Source organism: Thauera sp. (assembly GCF_035444905.1).
Taxonomy (GTDB): Bacteria; Pseudomonadota; Gammaproteobacteria; order Burkholderiales; family Rhodocyclaceae; genus Thauera.
On record NZ_DAOMPS010000012.1, the window covers coordinates 44,808 to 66,777 of the forward strand.

Genomic DNA, 21,970 nt, shown 5'->3' on the forward strand with positions numbered 1-21,970 from the left:
GGTTCAGCGCCCGCGCGAGCCGCCCCCGGGTGTGCGGCCACGAGGCGCAGGGGTGCGCGCGGGAGAGCGGCGCGGGCCGGCGCTGGCCTTGGCGAGTGCGGCGCGACGGGCAGCAGCGGCGAAGGCGGCGGCCGATTTGGCGGTGGAGCTGCGGACGGCTTTCTTTTCGACCGTGGCGGCGGGCTTGTCCTCCTCCCGACGCGCGCGCCAGACGATGAGGATGCTGCCGATGTGCTGCACCGGCTCGGCCTGCAGGGAGGCGCACAGCTCCTGCATCAGGGCGTCGCGCTGCTCACGTTCGGCGCCCTGAACCTTGACCTTGATGAGTTCGTGGGCCTGCAGCGCGCGCTCGATCTCGGCGACCACGCCGGGGGTGAGACCGTTGCCGGCGATGGTGACCACCGGGTTGAGGTGATGGGCGCGGGCGCGCAGGTCGCGGCGCTGTGCCGGGGTGAGCTCGATCATTGAAATTCTCTGGGTGCTTGAAGCCTAGGGACCCGGATTCTACTCCGAGAGCAGGCCTCGCGGCCGCAAGGAAAGGGCGGACATTGCGATGAAGAAGAACAAGACCAGCCGTGCCTGGGTGCACGATCATGTGAATGACCCCTACGTGCAGCGCGCCCAGGCCGAGGGTTACCGCGCGCGCGCGGCTTACAAGCTGCTCGAGATCGATGAGCGCGACCACCTGCTCAAGTCGGGCGCGCTCATCGTCGACCTTGGTGCGGCCCCGGGCTCGTGGTGCCAGGTCGCGGTGCGGCGTTGTGGCCCGAAGGCGCGCATCTTCGCCCTCGATCTGCTGCCCATGGAGCCGGTTGCCGGCGTCGACTTCCTGCTCGGCGACTTCACCGAGGACGCGGTGCTGGACGAGCTCGAGACCCGGCTCGAGGGCGCGCGGGTCGATGTGGTCCTGTCCGACATGGCGCCGAACCTGTCGGGGGTGGCGACGGTCGACCAGGCACGATCCATCCACTTGTGCGAACTCGCGCTCGATTTCGCCGTCCGTCACCTGAAACCGGGCGGCCAGTTCGTCGTCAAGGTGTTCCAGGGCGAGGGCTTCATGGAATTCCGCAAGCAGATGGAGGCCGCGTTCAGCGCGGTCCACGTGCGCAAGCCCAAGGCCTCCCGCGATCGCAGCGCCGAGGTCTATCTGCTTGGCAAGGGGCCACGTCAGGCCTGAGCCGGCGATCGGCAATGGGCATTGCCTGTGCCAATGGCGCCCATTGGTTTGCCGGTGGGAACGTTCACCTCTAGAATCGGTCTGTCGCGTACATGGCCGAACAGGCTTTCGGGGAATAGAAAGTTGAACAATCTCTTCAAGAATCTCGCGATCTGGATGGTGATCGGCGTCGTGCTGATGACCGTATTCAACCAGTTCAACGCCCGGCAGACACCGCCGAACACCATGGAATACTCGCAATTCCTGGAAGAGGCGAGGGCGGGGCGGATCACGCGTGCGACCATCGACGGGCGCATGCTCAAGGCCACGACCCAGGAGGGGCGCACGATCACCGTATACACCCCGGGCGTGCAGGACATCTGGATGGTCTCCGACCTGATGCGCTACGGCGTCCAGGTCAATGCGACCAAGCCCGACGAGGAGCAGTCCTTCCTCGCCAGCATCTTCGTGTCGTGGTTCCCGATGCTGCTGTTGATCGGCGTCTGGATCTTCTTCATGCGCCAGATGCAGGGTGGGGGCAAGGGCGGTGCGTTCTCGTTCGGCAAGAGCAAGGCGCGCATGCTGGACGAATCGGCCAACTCGGTCACCTTTGCCGACGTGGCCGGGTGTGACGAGGCGAAGGAAGAGGTCTTCGAACTGGTCGAGTTCCTGCGCGATCCCTCCAAGTTCCAGAAGCTGGGCGGCCGCATCCCGAAGGGCGTGCTGATGGTGGGCTCGCCCGGCACCGGCAAGACCCTGCTCGCCAAGGCAATCGCGGGCGAGGCGAAGGTGCCCTTCTTCTCGATCTCCGGCTCGGACTTCGTCGAGATGTTCGTCGGCGTGGGCGCGGCGCGCGTCCGCGACATGTTCGAACAGGCCAAGAAGCATGCGCCCTGCATCATCTTCATCGACGAAATCGATGCGGTTGGTCGCCAGCGTGGCGCCGGCATGGGCGGCGGCAACGACGAGCGCGAGCAGACCCTCAACCAGTTGCTGGTCGAGATGGACGGTTTCGAAGGCCAGGCCGGTGTGATCGTGATCGCCGCCACCAACCGCCCCGACGTGCTCGATCCGGCGCTGCTGCGCCCCGGTCGCTTCGACCGCCAGGTGGTGGTGGCGCTGCCCGACATTCGTGGCCGCGAGCAGATCCTGAAGGTGCATATGCGCAAGGTGCCGATCGCGCCCGACGTCGATCCGCAGGTTCTGGCGCGTGGCACGCCCGGTTTTGCCGGTGCCGACCTGGCCAACCTGGTGAATGAGGCTGCGCTCTTTGCCGCGCGCAGCAACAAGCGCCTGGTGGACATGGAGGACTTCGAGCGCGCCAAGGACAAGATCATGATGGGCGCCGAGCGCCGCTCCGTGGTCATGCCGGAGGAAGAGCGCCGCAACACCGCTTACCATGAGTCGGGTCATGCGGTGGTCGCGCGACTGCTCGACAAGACTGACCCGGTGCACAAGGTCACCATCATCCCGCGCGGCCGCGCGCTCGGCGTGACCATGCAGTTGCCGACCGAAGATCGCTACAGCCAGGATCGCGAACGCTTGTCGCAGACGATTGCGGTGCTGTTTGGTGGCCGCATCGCCGAAGAAATCTTCATGAAGCAGATGACCACGGGTGCCTCGAACGACTTTGCGCGCGCCACCGATCTTGCGCGTCGCATGGTCACGCAGTGGGGCATGTCCGACACGCTCGGGCCGATGGTGTATGGCGAAGAGGAGGGCGAGATTTTCCTCGGCCGCCAGGTCACCACGCACCGTAACGTGTCCGAAGCCACGATGCAGAAGGTCGATGCCGAGATCCGGCGCATCATCGACCAGCAGTATTCGCTCGCCCGTCGCCTGATCGAGGAAAACAGCGACAAGGTCGAAGCCATGACCAAGGCGCTGCTGGAATGGGAAACCATCGACGCCGACCAGGTGAACGACATCATGGCCGGCCGGCCGCCGCGCCCGCCCAAGCCGGTCGCCACGCCGACGCCGCGTCCGAAGGACGAGTCGCCGGGTGCCGAGCCCAACGCGCCGGCACCCGCTGCCTGAAGCCTGTCGCGGCAACGCGGAGTTCCCCGAAAATGGGCCGGTTGATCCGGCCCATTTTCCTTGCCTGCGTCCCCCTTGGCTGAACCTCCTCTCTCATTTTCATTCGCTCGTGAGCCCCTCATGACCCTTCTGCACTGCGGCCGTTTCCAGATCGACCTGAGCCAGCCCAAGGTGATGGCGATCATCAATCTGACCGACGACTCCTTCTCCGGTGACGGCCTTCACGGCGACGTGTCGGCCGCGCTGGTGCGCGCCGAGCGCGCGCTGGAAGAAGGCGCGGACATGCTCGACATCGGCGCGGAGTCGTCCCGCCCCGGCTCGGACCCGGTGCCCGAGGCGCAGGAACTCGAGCGCGTCGTGCGCTTCGTCGAGCGCGCGCGCGACTGGCAGGTGCCGCTGTCGATCGACACCCTGAAGCCGGCGGTGATGCGTGCGGCGCTGGCAGCGGGGGCGGACATGATCAACGACATCAACGCCTTTCGCGCGCCGGGCGCAGTCGAGGCGGTTGCCGCCAGCGCCGCCGGGCTGTGCGTGATGCACATGCAGGGCGAGCCGCGGACGATGCAGGCCGACCCGCGCTACGACGACGTGGTGGCCGAGGTGTCCGCCTTCCTCGATGAACGGGTGGCGGCACTGCAGGCGGCCGGTGTGGCGCGCGAGCGCATCGTGCTCGACCCCGGCTTCGGCTTCGGCAAGCGCACGGTGCATAACTTCACGCTGCTGCGCGAGCTCGCGCGCTTCGGCGAAGGGGGGCTGGCCGTGCTGGCGGGCATGTCGCGCAAGTCCATGCTCGGCGCGGTCACCGGACGAGAGGTCGATGCGCGCATGCCGGCCAGCATTGCCGCTGCGCTGATCGCGGTGCAGCGCGGCGCGGCCATCGTGCGGGTGCACGACGTGGCGCCGACCATCGATGCGCTCAAGGTGTGGCAGGCGGTTTCAACGCTGTCATAATCCGGGTTTTCGACTGCGGCGGGTGTGCTGATGGGGCGTAAATATTTTGGGACGGACGGTGTGCGCGGCAGGGTCGGCGAAGCCCCCATCACGCCGGAATTCGTCATGCGGCTGGGCTACGCGGCCGGCCTGACCCTGGTGGCGCGCGAGAAGCTGCCGGCCGGCGAACACCCGGCGGTACTGATCGGCAAGGACACCCGCATCTCGGGCTACATGCTCGAGGCGGCGCTGGAGGCGGGTTTTGCCGCGGCGGGCGTCGACGTGATGCTGGCGGGCCCGATTCCGACTCCCGCGGTGGCCTACCTGACGCGGGCGCTGCGCCTGCAGGCGGGCGTGGTGATTTCGGCCTCGCACAATCCCTTCTACGACAACGGCATCAAGTTCTTCTCGGCTGGGGGGGCGAAGCTGCCCGACGCGGTCGAAGCCGAGATCGAGGCCAGGCTCGACGAGCCCATGGGCTGTGTGGATTCGGCGCGGCTTGGCAAGGCGCGTCGCGTCGCGGACGCGGCCGGGCGTTACATCGAGTTCTGCAAGAGCACCTTTCCGAACGAGCTCGACCTGCGCGGCCTGCGGATCGCGGTGGACTGCGCCCATGGCGCGGCCTACCACATTGCGCCCAAGGTCCTGCACGAACTCGGTGCCGAAGTGTTGCCCGTGGGGGTCGAGCCCAACGGCCTCAACATCAACGACGGCGTCGGTGCGACCCGCCCCGAACACCTCAAGACGGCCGTTCTTGCGCAGGCCGCGGATCTCGGCATCGCGCTCGATGGCGACGCCGACCGTCTGATGATGGTCGACCGCCAGGGCGAGATCTACGACGGCGACAAGTTGCTCTATGTGGTCTCGCGCGCGCGCCATGCCGAAGGTCGGCTCGAGGGCGTGGTCGGCACCCTGATGAGTAACCTGGGCTTCGAGCATGCCATCGGCCGCCTGGGGGCGCCCTTTGCGCGTGCCAAGGTCGGTGACCGCTATGTGCTCGAGCTGCTGCACGAGCGGGGCTGGAAGCTGGGCGGGGAGAACTCCGGCCACATCATCTGCCTGGATCGTCACACGACCGGCGATGGCATCGTGTCGGCGCTGCAGGTGCTGGCCGCCCTCAAGCAGCGTGGCGAAAGTCTTGCCGAGGCCTGCGCCGATCTCGTCTTCTACCCGCAACGTCTCATCAACGTGCGCATGGCCGCCGGTTTCGACTGGCAGGCCGACGCTACCATCGCTCGTGCGCGCGACGACGCCGAGCGCGAACTCGGTGACAGCGGCCGCGTGCTGCTGCGGCCCTCGGGCACCGAGCCCCTGTTGCGGGTGATGGTCGAAGGACGCGACGGGGCGCAGGTCGAGCGCTTGGCCAAATCGATCGCGTCGGCGGTGGAGCACGCCATCGGCTGATCCTGCATCCAGTGCTTCTTGCACCGCAGTATGCGGCGCAAACCAACAGGGGCTTGTCGCTTTGTGTGACAAGCCCTTGTTTCATAGGGACGTCTTGTTCCTGTTGACGCTGGCCTCATGCCATGCGGAAGTGCCCGGCATGCTGCCTCTGCGATTGTTTCGTGACGTTTAACAGAACTGTCATCTTGGATCCCGATAATCCACTCCGTTCCCGCACGACGGGGGCACCCGCCCCCCGGGGCAAGATGAATTCACGAAACTGGAGAGCCTGTACATGTTCAAGAAGAGCCTGATCGCAACTGCCGTCGTGGCCATGGCTGCCTCGGTCGCCGCGCCGGCCATGGCGCGCGACAACCTGCAGATCGCAGGTTCGTCGACCGTCCTGCCGTTCGCCAGCATCGTGGCCGAAGAGTTCGGCGGCGCTTTCCCGCAGTTCAAGACCCCGGTGGTCGGCTCCGGTGGTTCGGGTGGCGGCCTGCGCCAGTTCTGCCAGGGTGTCGGTGTGAACACCATCGACATCGCCAACTCCTCGCGTCCGATCCGCCCCGCGGAGGTCGAGAGCTGCCAGAAAGCCGGTGTCGCCAAGATCATCGAGGTGCAGTTCGGCTACGACGGCATCGTGTTCGCCTCGCGCGCCGACAAGGGCAGCTTCGCGCTGACGCCGCAGCAGGTCTTCCTGGCCGCCGCCGCCCAGGTGCCGGTCGATGGCAAGATGGTCGCCAACCCCAACACCCGCTGGTCACAGATCGACAGCGCGCTGCCCGACCAGGAAATCGTGCTCGTGATCCCGGCCTCCAACCACGGCACGCGTGAGGTGTTCGAGGAGAAGGTGACGCACCCGGGTTGCGAGTCGCTCGCCGAGGTCAAGGCGCTCGACAAGGACGCGCAGAAGAGCTTCTGCAACAGCCTGCGCCAGGATGGCCGCATCATCGAGATCGCCGGCGACTACACCGAGACCCTGGCCCGCCTGCAGGCCCAGGCCGACGCGGTTGGCGTGTTCGGTCTGTCCTTCTACGACCAGAACCGCGACCGCCTGAAGGTGGCGACGGTCAATGGCGTCACGCCGAGCCTGGAAACGATCGCCTCGGGCGAGTATCCGGTCTCGCGCCCGCTTTTCTTCTACATCAAGGGTGAACACCTTGGCGTGGTGCCGGGCATCAAGGAGTACGCCGAGTTCTTCCTCAGCGAGCAGATGTCGGGCTCGGGCAGCGCGCTCGAGAGTGCCGGGCTGATTCCGCTCGCCGACGAAGAGCGGGCCCGCATCATCGCCGACGTGCGTGCCGAGAAAGTCGTCCAGTGATGTGCCCCGGGGGTGGCGCTGATTGTCAGTGGCGCCCCCGAACTGAGGAAATGATGCCCACCCCCGTGAAACGAAACCTGTTTCCGGGGCTTTCATCCGGGGCATCGGCTGCGGAGAAAACATGAATAACTGGATCATGCTCGGTGCGCTGCTGGTGCTGATGGGTTTTGCCTATCAGTTCGGCGTCCTGCGCAGCCGTTCGGTGGCGGCCCGCGTTGTGGTGCGGATGCACTCCCGTCCCGGCTATTACGGCTTGCTGGTCGCGCTGTGGTGCGGGCTGCCGGCGCTGGCGGTGTTCCTGCTGTGGTCCATGGTCGAGCCGAGCATGATCCGCTCCGTGGTGATCGAGCAGTTGCCGCCCGAGGTGGCCGCGCTCGACGGCAACCAGATCAACGTGATCCTGCGCCGGGTGGAGTCGATTGCAAGCGGCTTCGGCGTGTCGGACCAGCCTGCGGCCTATGAGCTTGCCGCCGCCGCGCGCGTGAGCGAGCTGCAGAGCACCGGTCGCCTGTCGATGGTCGCCCTGATGGCCGCACTGGCGGTCGGTGGCCTGGTGTTCACCCTCAGGAAGATCTCGCCGGCCCTGCGTGCGCGCAACAAGGTCGAGAGTGTGGTGCAGACGCTGCTGATCGTGTGCTCGACCATCGCCATTCTGACCACCATCGGCATCGTGCTGTCGATGCTGGGCGAGGCGATGCGCTTCTTCCAGTTCGTCAGTCCGGTCGACTTTTTCTTCGGCACGGTGTGGAACCCGCGCTTTTCCACTGTCGGTGCCGGTGGCCAGGGCCAGTTCGGGCTGCTGCCGCTGCTGTGGGGCACGATCATGGTCAGCATCGTCGCCCTGCTGATCGCCGTGCCGATCGGCCTGATGACCGCAATCTACATGGCGGAGTACGCGCCAGGATGGCTGCGCTCGATCGCCAAGCCCGTCATCGAGGTGCTGGCCGGCATCCCCACCATCGTCTATGGCTTCTTCGCCCTGGTGACCGTCGGCCCCTTCTTCCATGGCCTCGGGCTCGCGGTGGGTCTCGACATCCGCGCCACCAGTGCGCTGACGGCGGGCGTGGTGATGGGCATCATGATCATCCCCTTCGTGTCCTCGCTGTCGGACGACATCATCACTCAGGTCCCGCGCGCGATGCGCGACGGCTCGCTGGGACTGGGTGCGACCAAGGCGGAGACGATCCGCAACGTGGTGTTGCCGGCGGCGTTGCCGGGCATCGTCGGTGCCTTCCTGCTCGCGGCCAGCCGTGCGATCGGCGAGACCATGATCGTCGTGCTCGCCGCCGGCAACAGCCCGGTCCTGCACGCGAATCCCTTCGAGGCGGTGTCGACGGTGACCGTGACCATCGTCAATCAGCTCACCGGCGACCTCGATTTCGCCAGCCCGCAGTCCCTGGTCGCGTTCGCACTGGGCCTGACGCTGTTCGTCATCACGCTGGCGCTGAACGTCGTCGCGCTCTACATCGTGCGCAAGTATCGCGAGCAATATGAATGAGTGAGCAAGCCGTGACCCCTGATACCTCCCCCGTTGCGCCGCTCTCCGGCCGGCAGCGGACACCTCAGCACGCGCTGGTGCAGAAGTCCCTCGGCCGTCGCCACGCTGCCGAGAAGCGCTTTCGCGCCGCCGGCCTGTCGGCAGTATTGTTCGGCCTGGCCATGGTGGCCCTGCTGTTCATCACCATCTTCGCCAAGGGCATTCCGGCCTTCTGGCAGGCGACGCTGGAGATTCCCGTCCATTTCGATCCGGAGATCGTCAAGGTCGAGCCGCGCCCGCAGCTGCAGGCCGGCGAGACGCCCGCCCAGCTGCGCGATCGCGAGCTGGCCTGGCAGACCCAGGTGACCATGGTCAACTGGAACCGGGTGATCGAGAACGCGCTGATAGAGCACCTGCCCGAGGCCGCCTCCAAGCGCGCGCTGGTGCGCCGGCTCGTGACCAGCGGCGAGCGCTTCGGGTTGCGTGACATGTTCGTGGCCAACCCTGAACTGCTCGGCCAGCGCGTCACGGTGCGCCTGCTGGCGGACGCCAATGTGGATGTGTGGCTCAAGGGCAACATCGATCGCGACCTGCCCGACGCCCAGCAGCAGCTTCCGCCCGAAGTGCGCCAGTGGGCCGACACGCTCTACGAGCGCGGCGTGATTGCGATGAAGTTCAGCACCTCGCTGTTCATGAACCCCGACTCACGCAGCTCGCTGGCCTCTGCCGGCCTGGCCGGGGCGATCATGGGCACCCTCTACATGATGTTGATCGTGATCCTGATCGCGGTGCCGGTGGGCGTGGCGAGCGCGATCTACCTCGAGGAGTACGCGCCGCGCAACAGGTTCACCGACCTCATCGAGGTCAACATCAACAACCTCGCCGCCGTGCCCTCGATCATCTTTGGCCTGCTCGGTGCCGCCGTGTTCATCAACTGGTTCAAGATGCCGCTGTCGGCGCCCATCGTCGGCGGCCTGGTGCTGTCGCTGATGACCCTGCCGACGGTGATCATCGCCACGCGCTCGACCCTGAAGGCGATTCCGCCCTCGATCCGCCAGGCGGCGCTCGGCATCGGCGCCTCGAAGACGCAGACGATCTTCCACCACGTGCTGCCGCTGGCGCTGCCGGGCATCCTCACCGGAGCGATCATCGGCGTGGCCCAGGCCATCGGCGAGACCGCGCCGCTGCTGCTGATCGGCATGAGCGCCTTCGTCGCCTCGGTGCCGGCGACGCCCCTCGACCAGGCTACCGCGCTGCCGGTGCAGATCTACCTGTGGCAGGGTAATGAACTGCGTAACTTCTTCGAAGCACGAACCTCCGCGGCGATCGTGGTCCTGCTCGCGGTGATGATCAGCATGAACGCGCTGGCAATCCTCCTGCGCAAGCGGTTCGAACAAAGGTGGTGATGATGAAAATGGAATCGAATGTACTGCGCCAGGCGCCCGCTGCGCCGGGCGAGACGGCCAAGTCGCTTGCCACGCCGGTGATCAAGATGCAGGCGCGTGACGCGCGCGTCTTCTACGGCGACAAGGAGGCCCTGCACGGCGTCGATCTCGACGTCTATGAGAAGGAAGTGCTGGCCTTCATCGGCCCTTCGGGCTGCGGCAAGTCGACCTTCCTGCGGTGCCTGAACCGCATGAACGACACCATCGACGGCTGCCGGGTGACCGGCCGGATCGAGCTCGACGGCGAGGACATCTACGACCGTTCGCTCGACGTCGTGCTGCTGCGCGCGCGCGTGGGCATGGTGTTCCAGAAGCCCAATCCCTTCCCCAAGTCGATCTACGAGAACATCGCCTACGGCCCGCGCCTGCACGGCCTGGCCGCGTCCAAGAGCGAGCTCGACGGCATCGTCGAGAGCAGCCTGCGGCGGGCTGGCCTGTGGGAGGAGGTCAAGGACCGCCTCGACCAGCCCGGCACCGGCCTGTCAGGCGGCCAGCAGCAGCGTCTGTGCATCGCGCGCGCGGTGGCGGTGAGCCCCGAGGTGATCCTGATGGACGAGCCATGCTCGGCGCTGGACCCGATCGCGACCGCGAAGGTCGAGCAGCTCATCACTGAGCTGGCCTCGAACTACACCATCGTCATCGTCACCCACAACATGCAGCAGGCCGCGCGCGTCTCCAACCGCACCGCCTTCTTCCATCTGGGCGACCTGGTCGAGGTGGGGGATACCGAGGAAATCTTCACCCGGCCGAAGGAGTCGCGGACCGAGGACTACATCACCGGCCGCTTCGGTTGATGCGCAAGGGATCCCAGGAGAAACGCATGGCGAGCGAAGAATGCTTCAACGTCCTCTTCCTGTGTTCGGGCAACTCGGCGCGCTCGATCTTTGCCGAGGCCATCCTCAACGAGGAGGGCAGGGGGCGCTTCCGGGCCTGGTCGGCGGGCAGCGAACCCAAGGGCGAGGTTCACCCTCGCGCGCTCGAATTGCTGGAGAAGATGAGCTACCCCACCGCTGAGCTGCGCTCCAAGAGCTGGGACGAGTTCGCCGGTGGCGAGGCCCCCGAGATGGACTTCGTGATCACCGTTTGCGACAAGGCCGCGCGGGAAGTGTGTCCGGTGTGGCCCGGCCAGCCGATGACGGCGCACTGGGGCGTCCCGGATCCGGTGGTGGTCGAAGGCAGTGCCACCGAGAGGCACCTGGCGTTCGTGGACGCCTATCGGATGCTGCGCAACCGCATCGCGGTGTTCGTGAACCTGCCGATCGCGAGCCTGGATCGGCTCAGCCTGAAGCGGCGGATGGACGAGATCGGGCTGATCGGGCGCGAGGATCAGGCTGGCGGCATGAAGGGCGACGCCCTGACGGGCTAAGCAAGTTGCGGGCCCACGTGCGGGTTGCGCGATCGGGCTGAATCAGACGCACGAAGGGGCGCCGTGGCGCCCCTTCGTGCGTGTGGACGGCACCGTCCGCACGCCCACCGCGCGGGTGGGCGAGGGGCTCAGCGAGGGATGCTCAGTGCCCGAAGCTGTCGGCGTCGAACATCTCGGGGTCGGGACGGTCGAGCTTGCCCAGCGCCGCCATCTCGGCGTCGCTGAGGGCGAAGTCGAAGATGGCCAGGTTCTGCGCCATGCGCGTCGGGTTGGAGGACTTCGGCGTGGCGACGAAGCCCTGCTGCACCAGCCAGCGCAGTACGATCTGCGCGCTCGTGCGGCCGTGACGCGCGGCGATCGCCGTGATCACCGGGTCGGCCAGCATGGCATTGCCGCAGCCCAGCGGACGCCAGGCGCCGGTGACGATGCCGCGCTCGCGATGGATGGCGACGAGGTCGTCGCGCAGGTGGTAGGGGTCGAGCTGGATCTGGTTCAGGTGCGGCACCAGGCCGAGGTCGAACAGGCGCTGCAGGTGGGCGGGCTTGAAGTTGGAGGTGCCGATCGCACGCACAACGCCAGCCTCGAGCAGCTTCACCAGGCCCTGGAAGGCCTCGACGTAACGGTCCTGGTCGGGGTTGGGCCAATGCACCAGCAGCAGGTCGATGTAGTCCAGCCCGAGGCGCTCGAGGCTGGCCTCGCAGGCTTGGCGGGCGCCGTCCACGCTGTGCCACTTGCGGTTGAACTTGGTGGTGACGAAGACCTCCTCGCGCGCCACGCCCGAGTTGCGGATGCCTTCGCCCACGCCGCGCTCGTTCTCGTAGTTCTCGGCGGTGTCGATATGGCGATAGCCCATCTGCAGGGCGGCGGCCACGGTGAGGGCGCATTCGGCGTCGTTCATCGGCCAGGTGCCGAGGCCGAGCTGGGGTATCCGTACGCCATTGAGGAGGGTCAGGGTCGGTGCGGGCTTGAGGACTTCGCTCATCGTGCTTTGCTCTCTGTGATCGGTGGCTTCACGAGCCGGGGAGGGGGTCCGAGCATACCGCAGCGCCGCAACAGACGACCACCCCTGGCGACGACCCCCTCGGCACATGTGGGCAAGGCGTCCATCGCAACCCCATCTGTCGCGCGGGGGCGAGGTAGAGGCCGCGATGTGAATACCGTTAACACAGTCGCAGGCGCGGTTCGCATTTCTGCTGCTCGCATTAACCGTGGCCGCGGAAGATCACGGCCATAGGGTGGTCTCGGCATTCGAGACCCATGACCGACCGAGGAGATTCATCATGTCGCTCAGCCGCCGCGCCTTCCTGAAGTCCACCGCTGCCGTGGCCGTTGCCGCGGGCAGTCTCAAGCTGTTCGGCATCAACGAGGTCTTCGGATCCGACACCGTGCTGATTCCGCATGCCTCGCACTACGGCCCGTTCAAGGCAGTGGTGACGAACGGCGTCCTCGTCGGCGTCCAGCCGCTGAAAGGCTTCGACCCGATGCCGACGCAGATGCTGCTCGAAGGGGTGCTGAGTCGCACTTACCACCCCACGCGCGTGCAGTACCCGATGGTGCGCCGCTCCTACCTCGCCAATCCGCGCGGCGACACCAAGCCCCACCTGCGCGGCAAGGAGCCCTTCGTGCGCGTGTCGTGGGAAGAGGCGCTCGCCCTGGTGGCGGACGCCAGCCTGCGCACCATCGAGCAGCACGGCAACGATGCACTGTTCAGTTCGTCCTACGGCGGCTGGTCGCATGCCGGCGTGCTGCGCCCGCAGGTGCTGCAGGGGCGGCTGTTCGGTCTCATCGGTGGCCACAGCGTGACCACCGGCGACTACTCGGGCGGCGCCTCGCAGATCAGCCTGCCGCACATCATCGGTGACATGGAGGTGTATTCGCCGCAGACCGCGTGGGAAGTGATCCGCGACCACACCGAGGTCTTCGTGCTCGTCGGCTGCGATCCGTGGAAGAACAACCGCATCGAGTACACCGTGGCCGATCACCAGATGTATTCGCGCTGGGAGGCGATCCGCGACGCCGGGGTGAAGTTCGTGTCGATCAACCCGCAGCGCACCACCACCGACGAGGCCATGCGCGCCGAGTGGGTGAAGATCGTCCCCAACACCGACACCGCGCTGTTCCTGGCGATGTGCTGGTACGTCTACACCACCGGCAAACACGACCAGGCCTATCTCGACAGGTACACCGTCGGCTTCGACCGCTTCCTGCCCTACCTGCTGGGCAAGGACGCCGATGGCACCCCGCCCAAGACGCCCGAGTGGGCCGAGCAGATCACCGGCATTCCGGCGGCCAAGATCGTCGACATGGCCGAGCTGTTCGCCAGCAGGCGCACCCAGTTCGCCGGCGCCTGGTCGCTGCAGCGCGCCCATCACGGCGAGATGAGCCACTGGGCGATCATCGCCTTCGCCGCCATGACCGGCAAGATCGGCAAGCCGGGCGAGGGCGTGGGTTTCTCGTGGCACTACGGCGGCGGTGGCATGCCGGTGTCCGGCAAGCGCAGCGCGGTCGGCATCGCCCAGGGCCGCAACCCGGCCAAGGGCCGCTGCCCGGCCTCGCGCATCTCGGAGATGCTGCTCAACCCCGGCAAGCCCTACACCCGCGACGGCGCCAGCTTCACCTTCCCCGACGTGCACATGATCTACAACGCCGGCAACAACTTCGTCCATCACCAGCAGAACACCAACGAGCTCATCGAGGCGATGGCGAAAAAGGTGCATACGGTGGTGAACCAGGACCCGTGGTGGTGTGCCTCCTCGCGCTACGCCGACATCGTGCTGCCCGCCACCAGCCACCTCGAGCGCAACGACATCAGCAGTGGCGGCACCTACAGCAACGACAAGATCTGGGCGATGCGCCAGGTGATCCAGCCCTATGGCGAGAGCCTGGACGACTTCGAGATCTTCCGCCGCCTGGCCGAGCTGTTCGGCGTCGAGTACGGCTTCACCGAGGGCCTGACGGTAATGGACATCGTCAGGAACAGCTACGCCAACACCGATGCCAGGATCCCCTTCGAGGAATTCTGGGAGACCGGCGTGGCCGAGATGGAGGTGCCCGAGGCCGCCCGGCGCTGGGTGCGCCACGGTGACTTTTATGCCGACCCGGTCAAGAACCCGCTGCACACTGCGACGGGCAAGATCGGCCTGTATGTCGAAGCCTTCGAGCGCTTCGCCACCAAGGAATGCCCGCCCATCCCGAAGTACCTCGAGCCGGCCGAGTTCCTCGGCAACGCCAGGCCCGGCCAGGTGCATGTGGTGAGCCCGCACCCCTTCATGCGCGTGCATTCGCAGATGGCCAACGCCGAATGCGCCAAGCACCTCAACATCGAGGGCCGCGAGTTCGCGCTGGTGAGCGAGGAGGACGCCCGCGAGCGCGGCGTCAAGGACGGCGACCTGATCGAGGTGTATAACGACCGCGGCGCGCTGATCGTCGGGGCGCGTGTGTCGCCCAACATCATGAAGGGCGTCATCAGCATCTACGAAGGCGCATGGTTGTCGAAGGACAGCAAGGGCCGCTGCAACAGCGGGGCGATCAACGTGCTCACCACCAGCGTGGCGGCGAGCGACCTCAGCCAGGCGACCAGCGCCAACACCTGCCTGGCCTATTTCCGCAGATGCACCGACGTCGAAGGGCCGAACCGCGCCTATGAGCCGCCGCTGGTCGAGATTGCCGCCGGTCGCGTCGATGCCGCCGCCTTCGGCCTCACCGAGCGCGCAGCCAAGGCCAAGGCCGCCGCCACCGCCGGCATGACGCCGGGCGAGAAGCTGTTCTACGAGCGCTGCACCCTGTGCCACGTGCCGCGCGAGCCGGGCGACTTCACCGTCAAGCAGTGGCACGGCATCACCGAGAGCATGTTCCCGCGCGCTGGCCTCACCGACGAAGAGCGCAAGCTGGTGCTGGACTTCCTGCAGAAGAACGCCCGCGCGAACTGAAAGTCGGGCCCACGCGGCACACGAGACGCCGGTTTCGGCCTAGGGCCGGGCCGGTGTCGCTTGTGCTGGCGCCACCTCGTACACCGGCACGAAGCCGGCCGGCGGCAGCATCCAGTCGACCGGGTAGCGGGCGAGGGCGTCGGCATCCACCCGCTCCACCCGCGGACCGAGATAGGGCTCGAGCGCGCGTCCCTCGAGCGCATGCAGGGCTTGGCGCACCGCCAGCCGGCCCTGCAGCACCGGGAAATCACTCACCGACACCTGAATACGGCCGCGCAGCAGGCCGCTGTATACCCCGGGCGTGACATACAAGGACACGATGCCGACGGCGTCCTCGCGGCCGCGCCGGCGCAGCTCCGCAACCGCCGCCTCGGCCATCGGCGCATTGCCCACCAGGTAGGCGAGCCCCGTGTGGGCGTCGAGCACCTCCTCGACGAGCTGGCGCTGGATCGAGCGCCCCGTGTCGCCGCCGCGCACGGTGGCGATGCGCACTGCGCTATCGGCGATCGCCGCGCGAAAACCGCGGTCGACGACGACGACCCAGTTTGCATCGAGCGGCCCGGGCAGCCAGGCCACCTCCACCGCCGGGGCGCCTGCCGGGTGGCGCTCGGCGAGCCAGCGCCCGATCTGCCAGCCGAGCTGGTACCAGGGCACGCCGATCTTGGCGCGCACCGCCTCGGCGTCGATGTCATTGACCAGGCCGATCACCGGCCTTTGCGCGCGCTGCGGGGCGAGCAGGTCGTTGAGCCCGGCGAAACTGACCGTGCCGACCAGCAAGGCATCGACTCGCCCATCGGTGAGGCACTCGGTCACGCTCCGGCGCTGGCGCTCGAGTGCCTCGTAGCCGGCCCCCTCGAGCACCCTCAGGCCAAGCCCGAGCGCGCGCGCCTCTTCCACCATGCCGAAGTTCACCGCCAGCCAGTAGCTGTCCTTGAGGTGGGGGTAGACGGCGCACAGCGTCCACGGGCGGGAGGCGCCGATGCGCGGCAGGCTGGGTGCCGGCTGGGTGGACGATGCGCTGGCCCGGCCATCGCCCGCCCAGCGCTCGAGGGGCCATTCGCTCGCGCTGGCGCTGCCCATCGGCAGCAGCGCGGCGAACAATAGGGCGCCAAGCTGACGCTGAGCTGCGTTGCGCGCGCTGCTGCACCGGTAAGATGAAGCCATGTCTTCACCGCTCACTGCGTGATGCGAGTTGACCGGGTCTTTGCGACGCGCCTGCGCAGCCTGGGTGCACGAATGCAGGACTGTGCGAATGCAGGCGTGGCGAGCCCGGAGTTCGACCTGATATGGACGCCCAATCTTACGTGAAAGCCCCGTCCCGGCGACGATTCGGCCTGCGCGAGCGCCTTCTGCTAGGCCTGCTGCTGGGCGCGCTGGGCACGGTGCTGGTGGCGGTGGTCGGTTGGCTCAGCTTTCAGCGCGTCGTCGCCAGCCAGCAGGCGATCGTGCGCGACACGCTGCCGGCCGCCGATGCGCTGCACGAGACGGTGCGTGGCAATGCGCGCCTTGCCGCGCTCGCGCCGCGCCTCGGGCGGGCGGAGTCGCGCGCCGAGCTCGAGCAGCTGCAGGCCGCGCTGGAGCAGGATTTGTCACTGGTGAGCGACCGCCTCGAACGGCTCGATTCGCCGCACGTCGAGCCCGAGCTGCGCGCCCGCCTGCAGGCGACCGGCAACACGCTCGCCGAGCGCCTGCGCACGATGGCGGACACCGTCGGCGCGCGCCTGCTGCTGCGCGACGCCAGCCTGGAAGAGGGCAGGCGGCTGCGGGCGCAGGTCGAGGCGCTCGAGGCGCTCGCGCGCACGCAGTCCGACAATGCCACCGCGCTGCTGGTGGCGACACTGACGACCCTGCTGCAGGGCGAGCCCTTGGCTGCGCTGCCTATGGCCGACGATCGCCTGCAGGCGCGCGACCGCCTGCTCGACCTCGATCTCGACACGCTCGAGCGCATGCACGAGCTCGGTCTTGCCGCGCGTGCGCTCGGTGCGCTGCTCGACCGCCTCGACGAACTCGATGGCGAGGACCGCCTGCAGGTGGCGCGTGCCGACTTCGGCGTGCATTTGTCCTTGCTGGCGCGACGCCTGCGCGACATCGCCGATCCTGGCGGGCGGGCGCAGGGTGCTGAGCTGCATGCCGCGCTCGGGTCCGCCCTGGCGCCGGTCGGTGTCTTTGCGCAGCGCGGCCAGGAGATCGCCCTGCGTGCGAGTGCGGAAGCCTTGCAGACCGAGATCGGCACCCTCACCACCGAACTCGATGCGCTCGCCGGCGAGCTGATTCATCGCGGTGGCCGCATCCTCGCGGCGGCCGGCCTCGCCGCCGAGCGCAGCGCCAGCTCGGGGCTGGTGGCCTTTGGCGCCATCGGCGGCGCGCTGCTGCTGGTGACCGCGCTCGTCATCATCCACGTACTGCGCCGCCACACCCTGGGGCGCCTTGTCGCGCTCGAGGAGGCGACGCTGGCGCTCGCGGGCGGCAAGCGCGACGTGCGCATCGACACGGCGGGCATTGATGAGATCGCCTCGCTGTCACGTGCGCTGGAGCGCTTTCGCAACGATGCCATCGAGCGCGATCGCCTGGCCGAGGCGCTGCTCGAGCAGCAGCAGGCGCTGGAACGCCAGGTCGCTGAACGCACCGCCGAGTTGCGCGACAGCAACGCCGCACTCGCCACCGAGATGGCCGAGCATGCCGCGGCGCGCAGCGCGGCCGAGGGCGCCGACCGCGCGAAGACGGCTTTTCTCGGCACCGTCAGCCACGAGCTGCGCACGCCGATGGCGGGCATCCTCGGTCTGCTGGAGCTGCTCGAGGACAGCGCCTTGCAGCCCGAGCAGCGCCAGTACACTGCGCAGATCCGCGCCGCGGCCCTGCTGCTGCTCGAGCTGCTGGAAGACATGCTCGACTTCGCCCGCATCGAGGCCGGCGGGGTGCATGTCGAACACGCCGCCTTCAGCCTGCGCGACACCGTCAACGACGTGTTCGCGGTGCAGGGCTCGCGCGCGGCGGCGCGCGGCCTCGCCCTCGTTGCCGACGTCGGGCCGCAGGTGCCCGACGCCCTGGTGGGCGACCGGCGCAAGCTCAGCCAGATCCTGCTCAATCTGATCGGCAATGCGATCAAGTTCAGCGACGAAGGCGCGGTGACGGTGCGGATCGTGCCGGGCGCGCAGCCCGGACGCCTGCGCTTCGAGGTCGAGGATCACGGCATCGGCATCGAGGCCTCGCGCCAGCGCGAGGTGTTCGAGCCCTTCGTGCAGGTGCGCGACAGCGGCCGTCACCATGCGGGCACCGGCCTCGGGCTGGCGGTGTGCAAGCGGCTGGTGGAGGCCATGGGGGGCGAGATCGCGCTGCGCAGCGCGCCGGGGCAGGGGACGACGGTGCGCTTCGAGCTGGCCTTCGAGCAGGGCGAGGCTTGCCCGGTGCCCGCGCCGGCCGCGGACGACATTGCGCTGCAGTCGCGCCACGTCGTGCTGGTGGTCGAGGACGACGCCGTCAATCGCATGGTCGTCGAGCGCTTCCTGCTTACGCTGGGGCAGACCCCGGTCTGCGTCGGCGACATCCAGTCGGCGCTGGCGGCGACCGAATCGAGCGCGTTTGCGCTCGCGCTCATCGACATGAACCTGCCCGACGGCGACGGGCGCGAGCTGCTCGCACGGCTGCGCGAGCGGCCACGCACGCAGGGCCTGCCCGCCGTGCTGATGTCGGCCCATGTGCCGGCGCAGCAGGTGAAGGCCTTGCTCGATGCGGGCTTTGCCGCCTTCCTGTCCAAGCCTTTCACGCGCGCGCAGCTGGCTGCGCTGCTGGCCGCGCAGCTCGAAGGCGGCGCGGCGCCCGCGTCGCAGCCCGGCGCGGGCGAGGGCCTGGCGCCGGCACCCGAACCGTCGAGCGCCCAGGGGGACTGGGTCAGCCTGGAATTTCTGCGCGACGAGCAGGCGGCGCTTGGCGATGCGGTGCTGACGCAGGTCGCCGAGGTCTTCGTGACCCAGGGCGACGCCCTCCTTGCCGCGCTGGGGACCGCGGCTGCGGCGGGCGATGGCGACGGCTGCGCGCAGCTCGCCCACAAGCTGCGCGGCGCCGCCTTCAACCTCGGCCTCGAGCGCCTGGGCACGCTGGCGGCAGAGCTCGAGCGCGACCTGCGTGCGGGCGCCTGTTCGGCCGCGCTCGTCAGCCGCGCGCACGCGCTCGAGGCGAACTACCGCGAGACGCTCATCCAGCTGCGCGCCGCGCTGGCCGACATCAGCGGGGCAGGGCGCTAGGCCGGGTCGTGGCCACCGCGGGCCACATCGACCGCGAGGCGGTAGCCCTCGCCGCGGACGGTGGTGATCAGGGAGTCGGGCTGGGCGGCGGCGTCGATCTTGGCCCGCAGGCGGCGGACCAGCACGTCGACCGTACGGTCCTGCGGATTCCAGTCGTGGCCGCTGATCGCGCGCGACAGCCGGTCGCGGCTGATCACCTCGTTCGGGTGGCGCACGAGCAGGGCGAGGGTCTCGAACTCGCCACGGGTGAGCGCCACCTCGCGCCCGCTCGCATCCCACAGCCGGCGCCGGGGCAGGTCGAGGCTCCAGCCTGCGAAGCGGAAGGCGGTGTCGCTGCCGCTGTCGGCGCGCGGTTCGCCGCTGCGCCGCAACAGGCTCTTCACCCGTGCCAGCAGCTCGCGGGGATTGAAGGGCTTGGTGACGTAGTCGTCCGCGCCCACCTCGAGGCCGACGATCTTGTCCACATCGTCGCTGCGGCTCGTGACGAGGATGATCCCGATCGATCCGTCACGCGCCCGCAGCTCGCGCGCGAGCGACAGCCCGTCCTGGCCGGGCAGGTTGATGTCGAGCAGCACGAGGTCGACCCGATGCCGCTCCAGCGTCTTCCAGAAGCCCTCGCCGTCGCCGGCCAGCAGCACGCGGTAGCCTTCCTGCGAAAAGTAGGCGTTGAGCCGGGCCTGGGCGACAAGGTCGTCATCGACCACCAGCAGGCTGGGTACGGTCGTGTCACGTGTGGGCTGCATCGATCGGCCTTCGAACGTCGAGCGGCGATTCTAGCGGCGATCGCGCGCCCAGGGTAAGGGCGGCGAAGAGGGCAAGAATCCGCCGACCTCGTTCCATGACGTGGAACGAAATCAGCTTGGGCATTGGTTCTCGAGATTTTGATTAAATTAATAGAACCTGTGAGAAGCAGGTTCTATACAAGGAGACAGAAAATGAGAGCAGCCCTCGCGTCGCTCCTGATTCCGGTGGCGTCGCTCGCCCTCGGCATGCAGGCCAGCTACGCCGCCCCTGCGGCACAGCAGGACAGGCCCAACATCCTGCTGATCATGGCCGACGATCTCGGCTACTCGGATCTCGGCAGCTTCGGCGGCGAGATCGCGACCCCGAATCTGGACAAACTCGCCGACACCGGGGCGAAGATGACCCAGTTCTACGTTTCCCCCTTCTGCTCGCCCACGCGGGCGATGCTGATGTCGGGCAGCGACAACCATCTGATCGGCTTCGGCGACATGGCCGAGCTGATGCTGCCGGAGCAGCGCGGCCAGCCCGGTTACGAGGGCTACCTGAACGAGCGCGTGGTGCCGGTGGCGCAGGTCCTGAAGGATGCGGGCTATCGCACCCTGATGACTGGCAAGTGGCACCTCGGGGTTCCCGAACAGTTCAGTCCGGCGACACGGGGCTTCGACCAGTCCTACGCGCTGGTCCATGGCGGCTCCAGCCACTGGAGCGACCAGGCGGGCATCGTCGCCGTCGACCCCGACAAGCCGCCCAAGGCGATCTATCGCGAGAACGGCGCCGCCGTCGATGTGCCGGCGGACTTCTTCTCGTCGGACTTCTTCGCCTCGCGGCTGATCGAGTACATCGACAGCGGCAAGGATTCGGGCAAGCCCTTCTTTGCCTACCTGGCCTTCACCGCGCCGCACTGGCCCCTGCACGCGCATGAGGCCGACATCGCCAAGTACGCCGACCGCTACAAGGCGGGCTACGACGCGCTGCGCAAGGAGCGCCTCGAGCGCATGAAGCAGCTTAGCCTGGTCGCCGCCGACACGCCGGTGTTCGAGGGCCACCCCTCGTGGCCGAAGTGGGACAGCCTGACGCCGGCCGAGCAGGCTTCGGAAGCGAAACGGATGGCGGTGTATGCGGCGATGGTCGACAACATGGACCAGAACATCGGCCGCGTGCTCGACTACCTGCGCCAGACCGGCCAGCTCGACAACACCTTCGTCTTCTTCCTGTCCGACAACGGTGCCGACGGCAACTCGGTGTACGACGTCGCCCGCACCCGCGAGTGGATCCACAAGGACTTCGACAACAGCACCGCGCACATCGGCAAGTCGGGCTCCTACGCGGAATACGGGCCGGGCTGGGCCCAGGTCGGGTCGACACCGTTCAGGATGTACAAGTCCTTCATGTATGAAGGCGGGATCGCCGTGCCGGCCATCGCCTGGGGCCCGGGTGTGCAGGGCGGCACGGTCAAGCCGGCCCTAGCCCACGTGATGGACATCGCCCCCACCCTGTACGCGCTGGCCGGTACCCGCCACCCCGGCACGGAATACAAGGGCAAGCCGGTCGTGCCGCTGCGCGGCGCATCGATGCTGCCGTACCTGAACGGGGCCGCGCCCGCCGTCCATGCCGACACGCATGCGATCGGCTGGGAGCTGGGTGGTCGCAAGGCGCTGCGCAAGGGCGACTGGAAGATCGTGTTCTCGAACACGCCGTGGGGCACGGGTGACTGGGAGCTCTACAATCTGGCCGAGGATCGCAGCGAAAGCCGCAACCTCGCCGCCGAGAACCCGCAGAAGCTGGGCGAACTGCTCGTCGCGTGGCGCGATTACGTGGCCGAGACCGGTGTGCTGGAGATCCCGGGTCTCGCCAACCGCCCCGGCTACAGCAACGGCGCGCGTTACTACGAGGACCTGACCTACGAGGCCACACTGCAACCGCGTACCCCGAGGTAAGACA

At 67.8% G+C, this 21,970-nt stretch carries 16 protein-coding genes; 12 read left to right on the forward strand and 4 right to left on the reverse strand.

What is annotated here, in order from left to right; genetic code table 11:
• Window positions 1–3: 3 nt before the first annotated feature.
• Complete coding sequence (gene yhbY, locus PLC66_RS07790; protein ID WP_324539073.1) at window positions 4–465, reverse strand: ribosome assembly RNA-binding protein YhbY; 462 nt, start codon at window positions 463–465, stop codon at window positions 4–6.
• 88 nt (window positions 466–553) lie between these two features.
• Here yhbY and PLC66_RS07795 point away from each other — a divergent pair, with 88 nt between their 5' ends.
• The 9 genes from PLC66_RS07795 to PLC66_RS07835 all read left to right on the forward strand — a co-directional run bounded on the left by PLC66_RS07795 (window position 554) and on the right by PLC66_RS07835 (window position 11,115).
• Entirely contained in the window at window positions 554–1,177 is a 624-nt protein-coding gene (locus PLC66_RS07795) for an RlmE family RNA methyltransferase (RefSeq protein ID WP_324539075.1), read from the forward strand.
• Window positions 1,178–1,300: 123 nt separating this feature from the next.
• A complete protein-coding gene (gene ftsH, locus PLC66_RS07800; RefSeq protein WP_324539077.1) occupies window positions 1,301–3,193 on the forward strand; it encodes an ATP-dependent zinc metalloprotease FtsH in 1,893 nt (630 codons plus the stop codon).
• 120 nt (window positions 3,194–3,313) lie between these two features.
• Window positions 3,314–4,144 carry a dihydropteroate synthase gene (gene folP, locus PLC66_RS07805; protein ID WP_324539079.1) on the forward strand — a complete coding sequence of 277 codons (831 nt, stop codon included), beginning with the start codon at window positions 3,314–3,316 and terminating at the stop codon, window positions 4,142–4,144.
• A 30-nt stretch (window positions 4,145–4,174) separates the two neighbouring features.
• A complete protein-coding gene (glmM, locus tag PLC66_RS07810; RefSeq protein ID WP_324539081.1) occupies window positions 4,175–5,527 on the forward strand; it encodes a phosphoglucosamine mutase in 1,353 nt (450 codons plus the stop codon).
• A gap of 274 nt (window positions 5,528–5,801) precedes the next feature.
• Entirely contained in the window at window positions 5,802–6,827 is a 1,026-nt protein-coding gene (locus PLC66_RS07815) for a substrate-binding domain-containing protein (protein ID WP_324539083.1), read from the forward strand.
• 121 nt (window positions 6,828–6,948) lie between these two features.
• The gene (gene pstC, locus PLC66_RS07820) at window positions 6,949–8,325 is read left to right on the forward strand and encodes a phosphate ABC transporter permease subunit PstC (protein ID WP_324539085.1); all 1,377 of its coding nucleotides are present in this window, start codon (window positions 6,949–6,951) and stop codon (window positions 8,323–8,325) included.
• Window positions 8,322–9,710 carry a phosphate ABC transporter permease PstA gene (pstA, locus tag PLC66_RS07825; RefSeq protein ID WP_324539087.1) on the forward strand — a complete coding sequence of 463 codons (1,389 nt, stop codon included), beginning with the start codon at window positions 8,322–8,324 and terminating at the stop codon, window positions 9,708–9,710. Before pstC ends, pstA begins: the two co-directional genes overlap by 4 nt.
• Entirely contained in the window at window positions 9,710–10,543 is an 834-nt protein-coding gene (gene pstB / locus PLC66_RS07830; RefSeq protein ID WP_503012185.1) for a phosphate ABC transporter ATP-binding protein PstB, read from the forward strand. The genes pstA and pstB overlap by 1 nt, the downstream gene beginning before the upstream one ends.
• A gap of 26 nt (window positions 10,544–10,569) precedes the next feature.
• Entirely contained in the window at window positions 10,570–11,115 is a 546-nt protein-coding gene (locus tag PLC66_RS07835) for an arsenate reductase ArsC (RefSeq protein WP_324539089.1), read from the forward strand.
• Window positions 11,116–11,257: 142 nt separating this feature from the next.
• Here the strand turns inward: PLC66_RS07835 and PLC66_RS07840 are convergent, their stop codons facing one another.
• Window positions 11,258–12,097 (reverse strand): aldo/keto reductase, encoded by an 840-nt coding sequence (locus tag PLC66_RS07840; protein WP_324539091.1) that lies wholly within the window; start codon window positions 12,095–12,097, stop codon window positions 11,258–11,260.
• A 298-nt stretch (window positions 12,098–12,395) separates the two neighbouring features.
• On the opposite strand from PLC66_RS07840, the gene PLC66_RS07845 reads away from it, so the two are divergent.
• Window positions 12,396–15,044 (forward strand): molybdopterin-dependent oxidoreductase, encoded by a 2,649-nt coding sequence (locus PLC66_RS07845; protein ID WP_324539093.1) that lies wholly within the window; start codon window positions 12,396–12,398, stop codon window positions 15,042–15,044.
• A 39-nt stretch (window positions 15,045–15,083) separates the two neighbouring features.
• Here PLC66_RS07845 and torT read toward each other — a convergent pair whose 3' ends face one another.
• Complete coding sequence (gene torT / locus PLC66_RS07850) at window positions 15,084–16,208, reverse strand: TMAO reductase system periplasmic protein TorT (protein ID WP_324539095.1); 1,125 nt, start codon at window positions 16,206–16,208, stop codon at window positions 15,084–15,086.
• A 122-nt stretch (window positions 16,209–16,330) separates the two neighbouring features.
• Here torT and PLC66_RS07855 point away from each other — a divergent pair, with 122 nt between their 5' ends.
• Complete coding sequence (locus tag PLC66_RS07855; RefSeq protein WP_324539097.1) at window positions 16,331–19,285, forward strand: ATP-binding protein; 2,955 nt, start codon at window positions 16,331–16,333, stop codon at window positions 19,283–19,285.
• On the opposite strand, the gene PLC66_RS07860 is transcribed toward PLC66_RS07855, so the two are convergent.
• Window positions 19,282–20,028 carry a response regulator gene (locus tag PLC66_RS07860; protein WP_324539099.1) on the reverse strand — a complete coding sequence of 249 codons (747 nt, stop codon included), beginning with the start codon at window positions 20,026–20,028 and terminating at the stop codon, window positions 19,282–19,284. The two genes, PLC66_RS07855 and PLC66_RS07860, sit on opposite strands and share 4 nt — an antisense overlap.
• Window positions 20,029–20,220: 192 nt before the next feature.
• On the opposite strand from PLC66_RS07860, the gene PLC66_RS07865 reads away from it, so the two are divergent.
• Window positions 20,221–21,966, forward strand: coding sequence for an arylsulfatase (locus PLC66_RS07865; RefSeq protein WP_324539101.1), 1,746 nt, complete (start codon window positions 20,221–20,223; stop codon window positions 21,964–21,966).
• Window positions 21,967–21,970 lie beyond the last annotated feature (4 nt).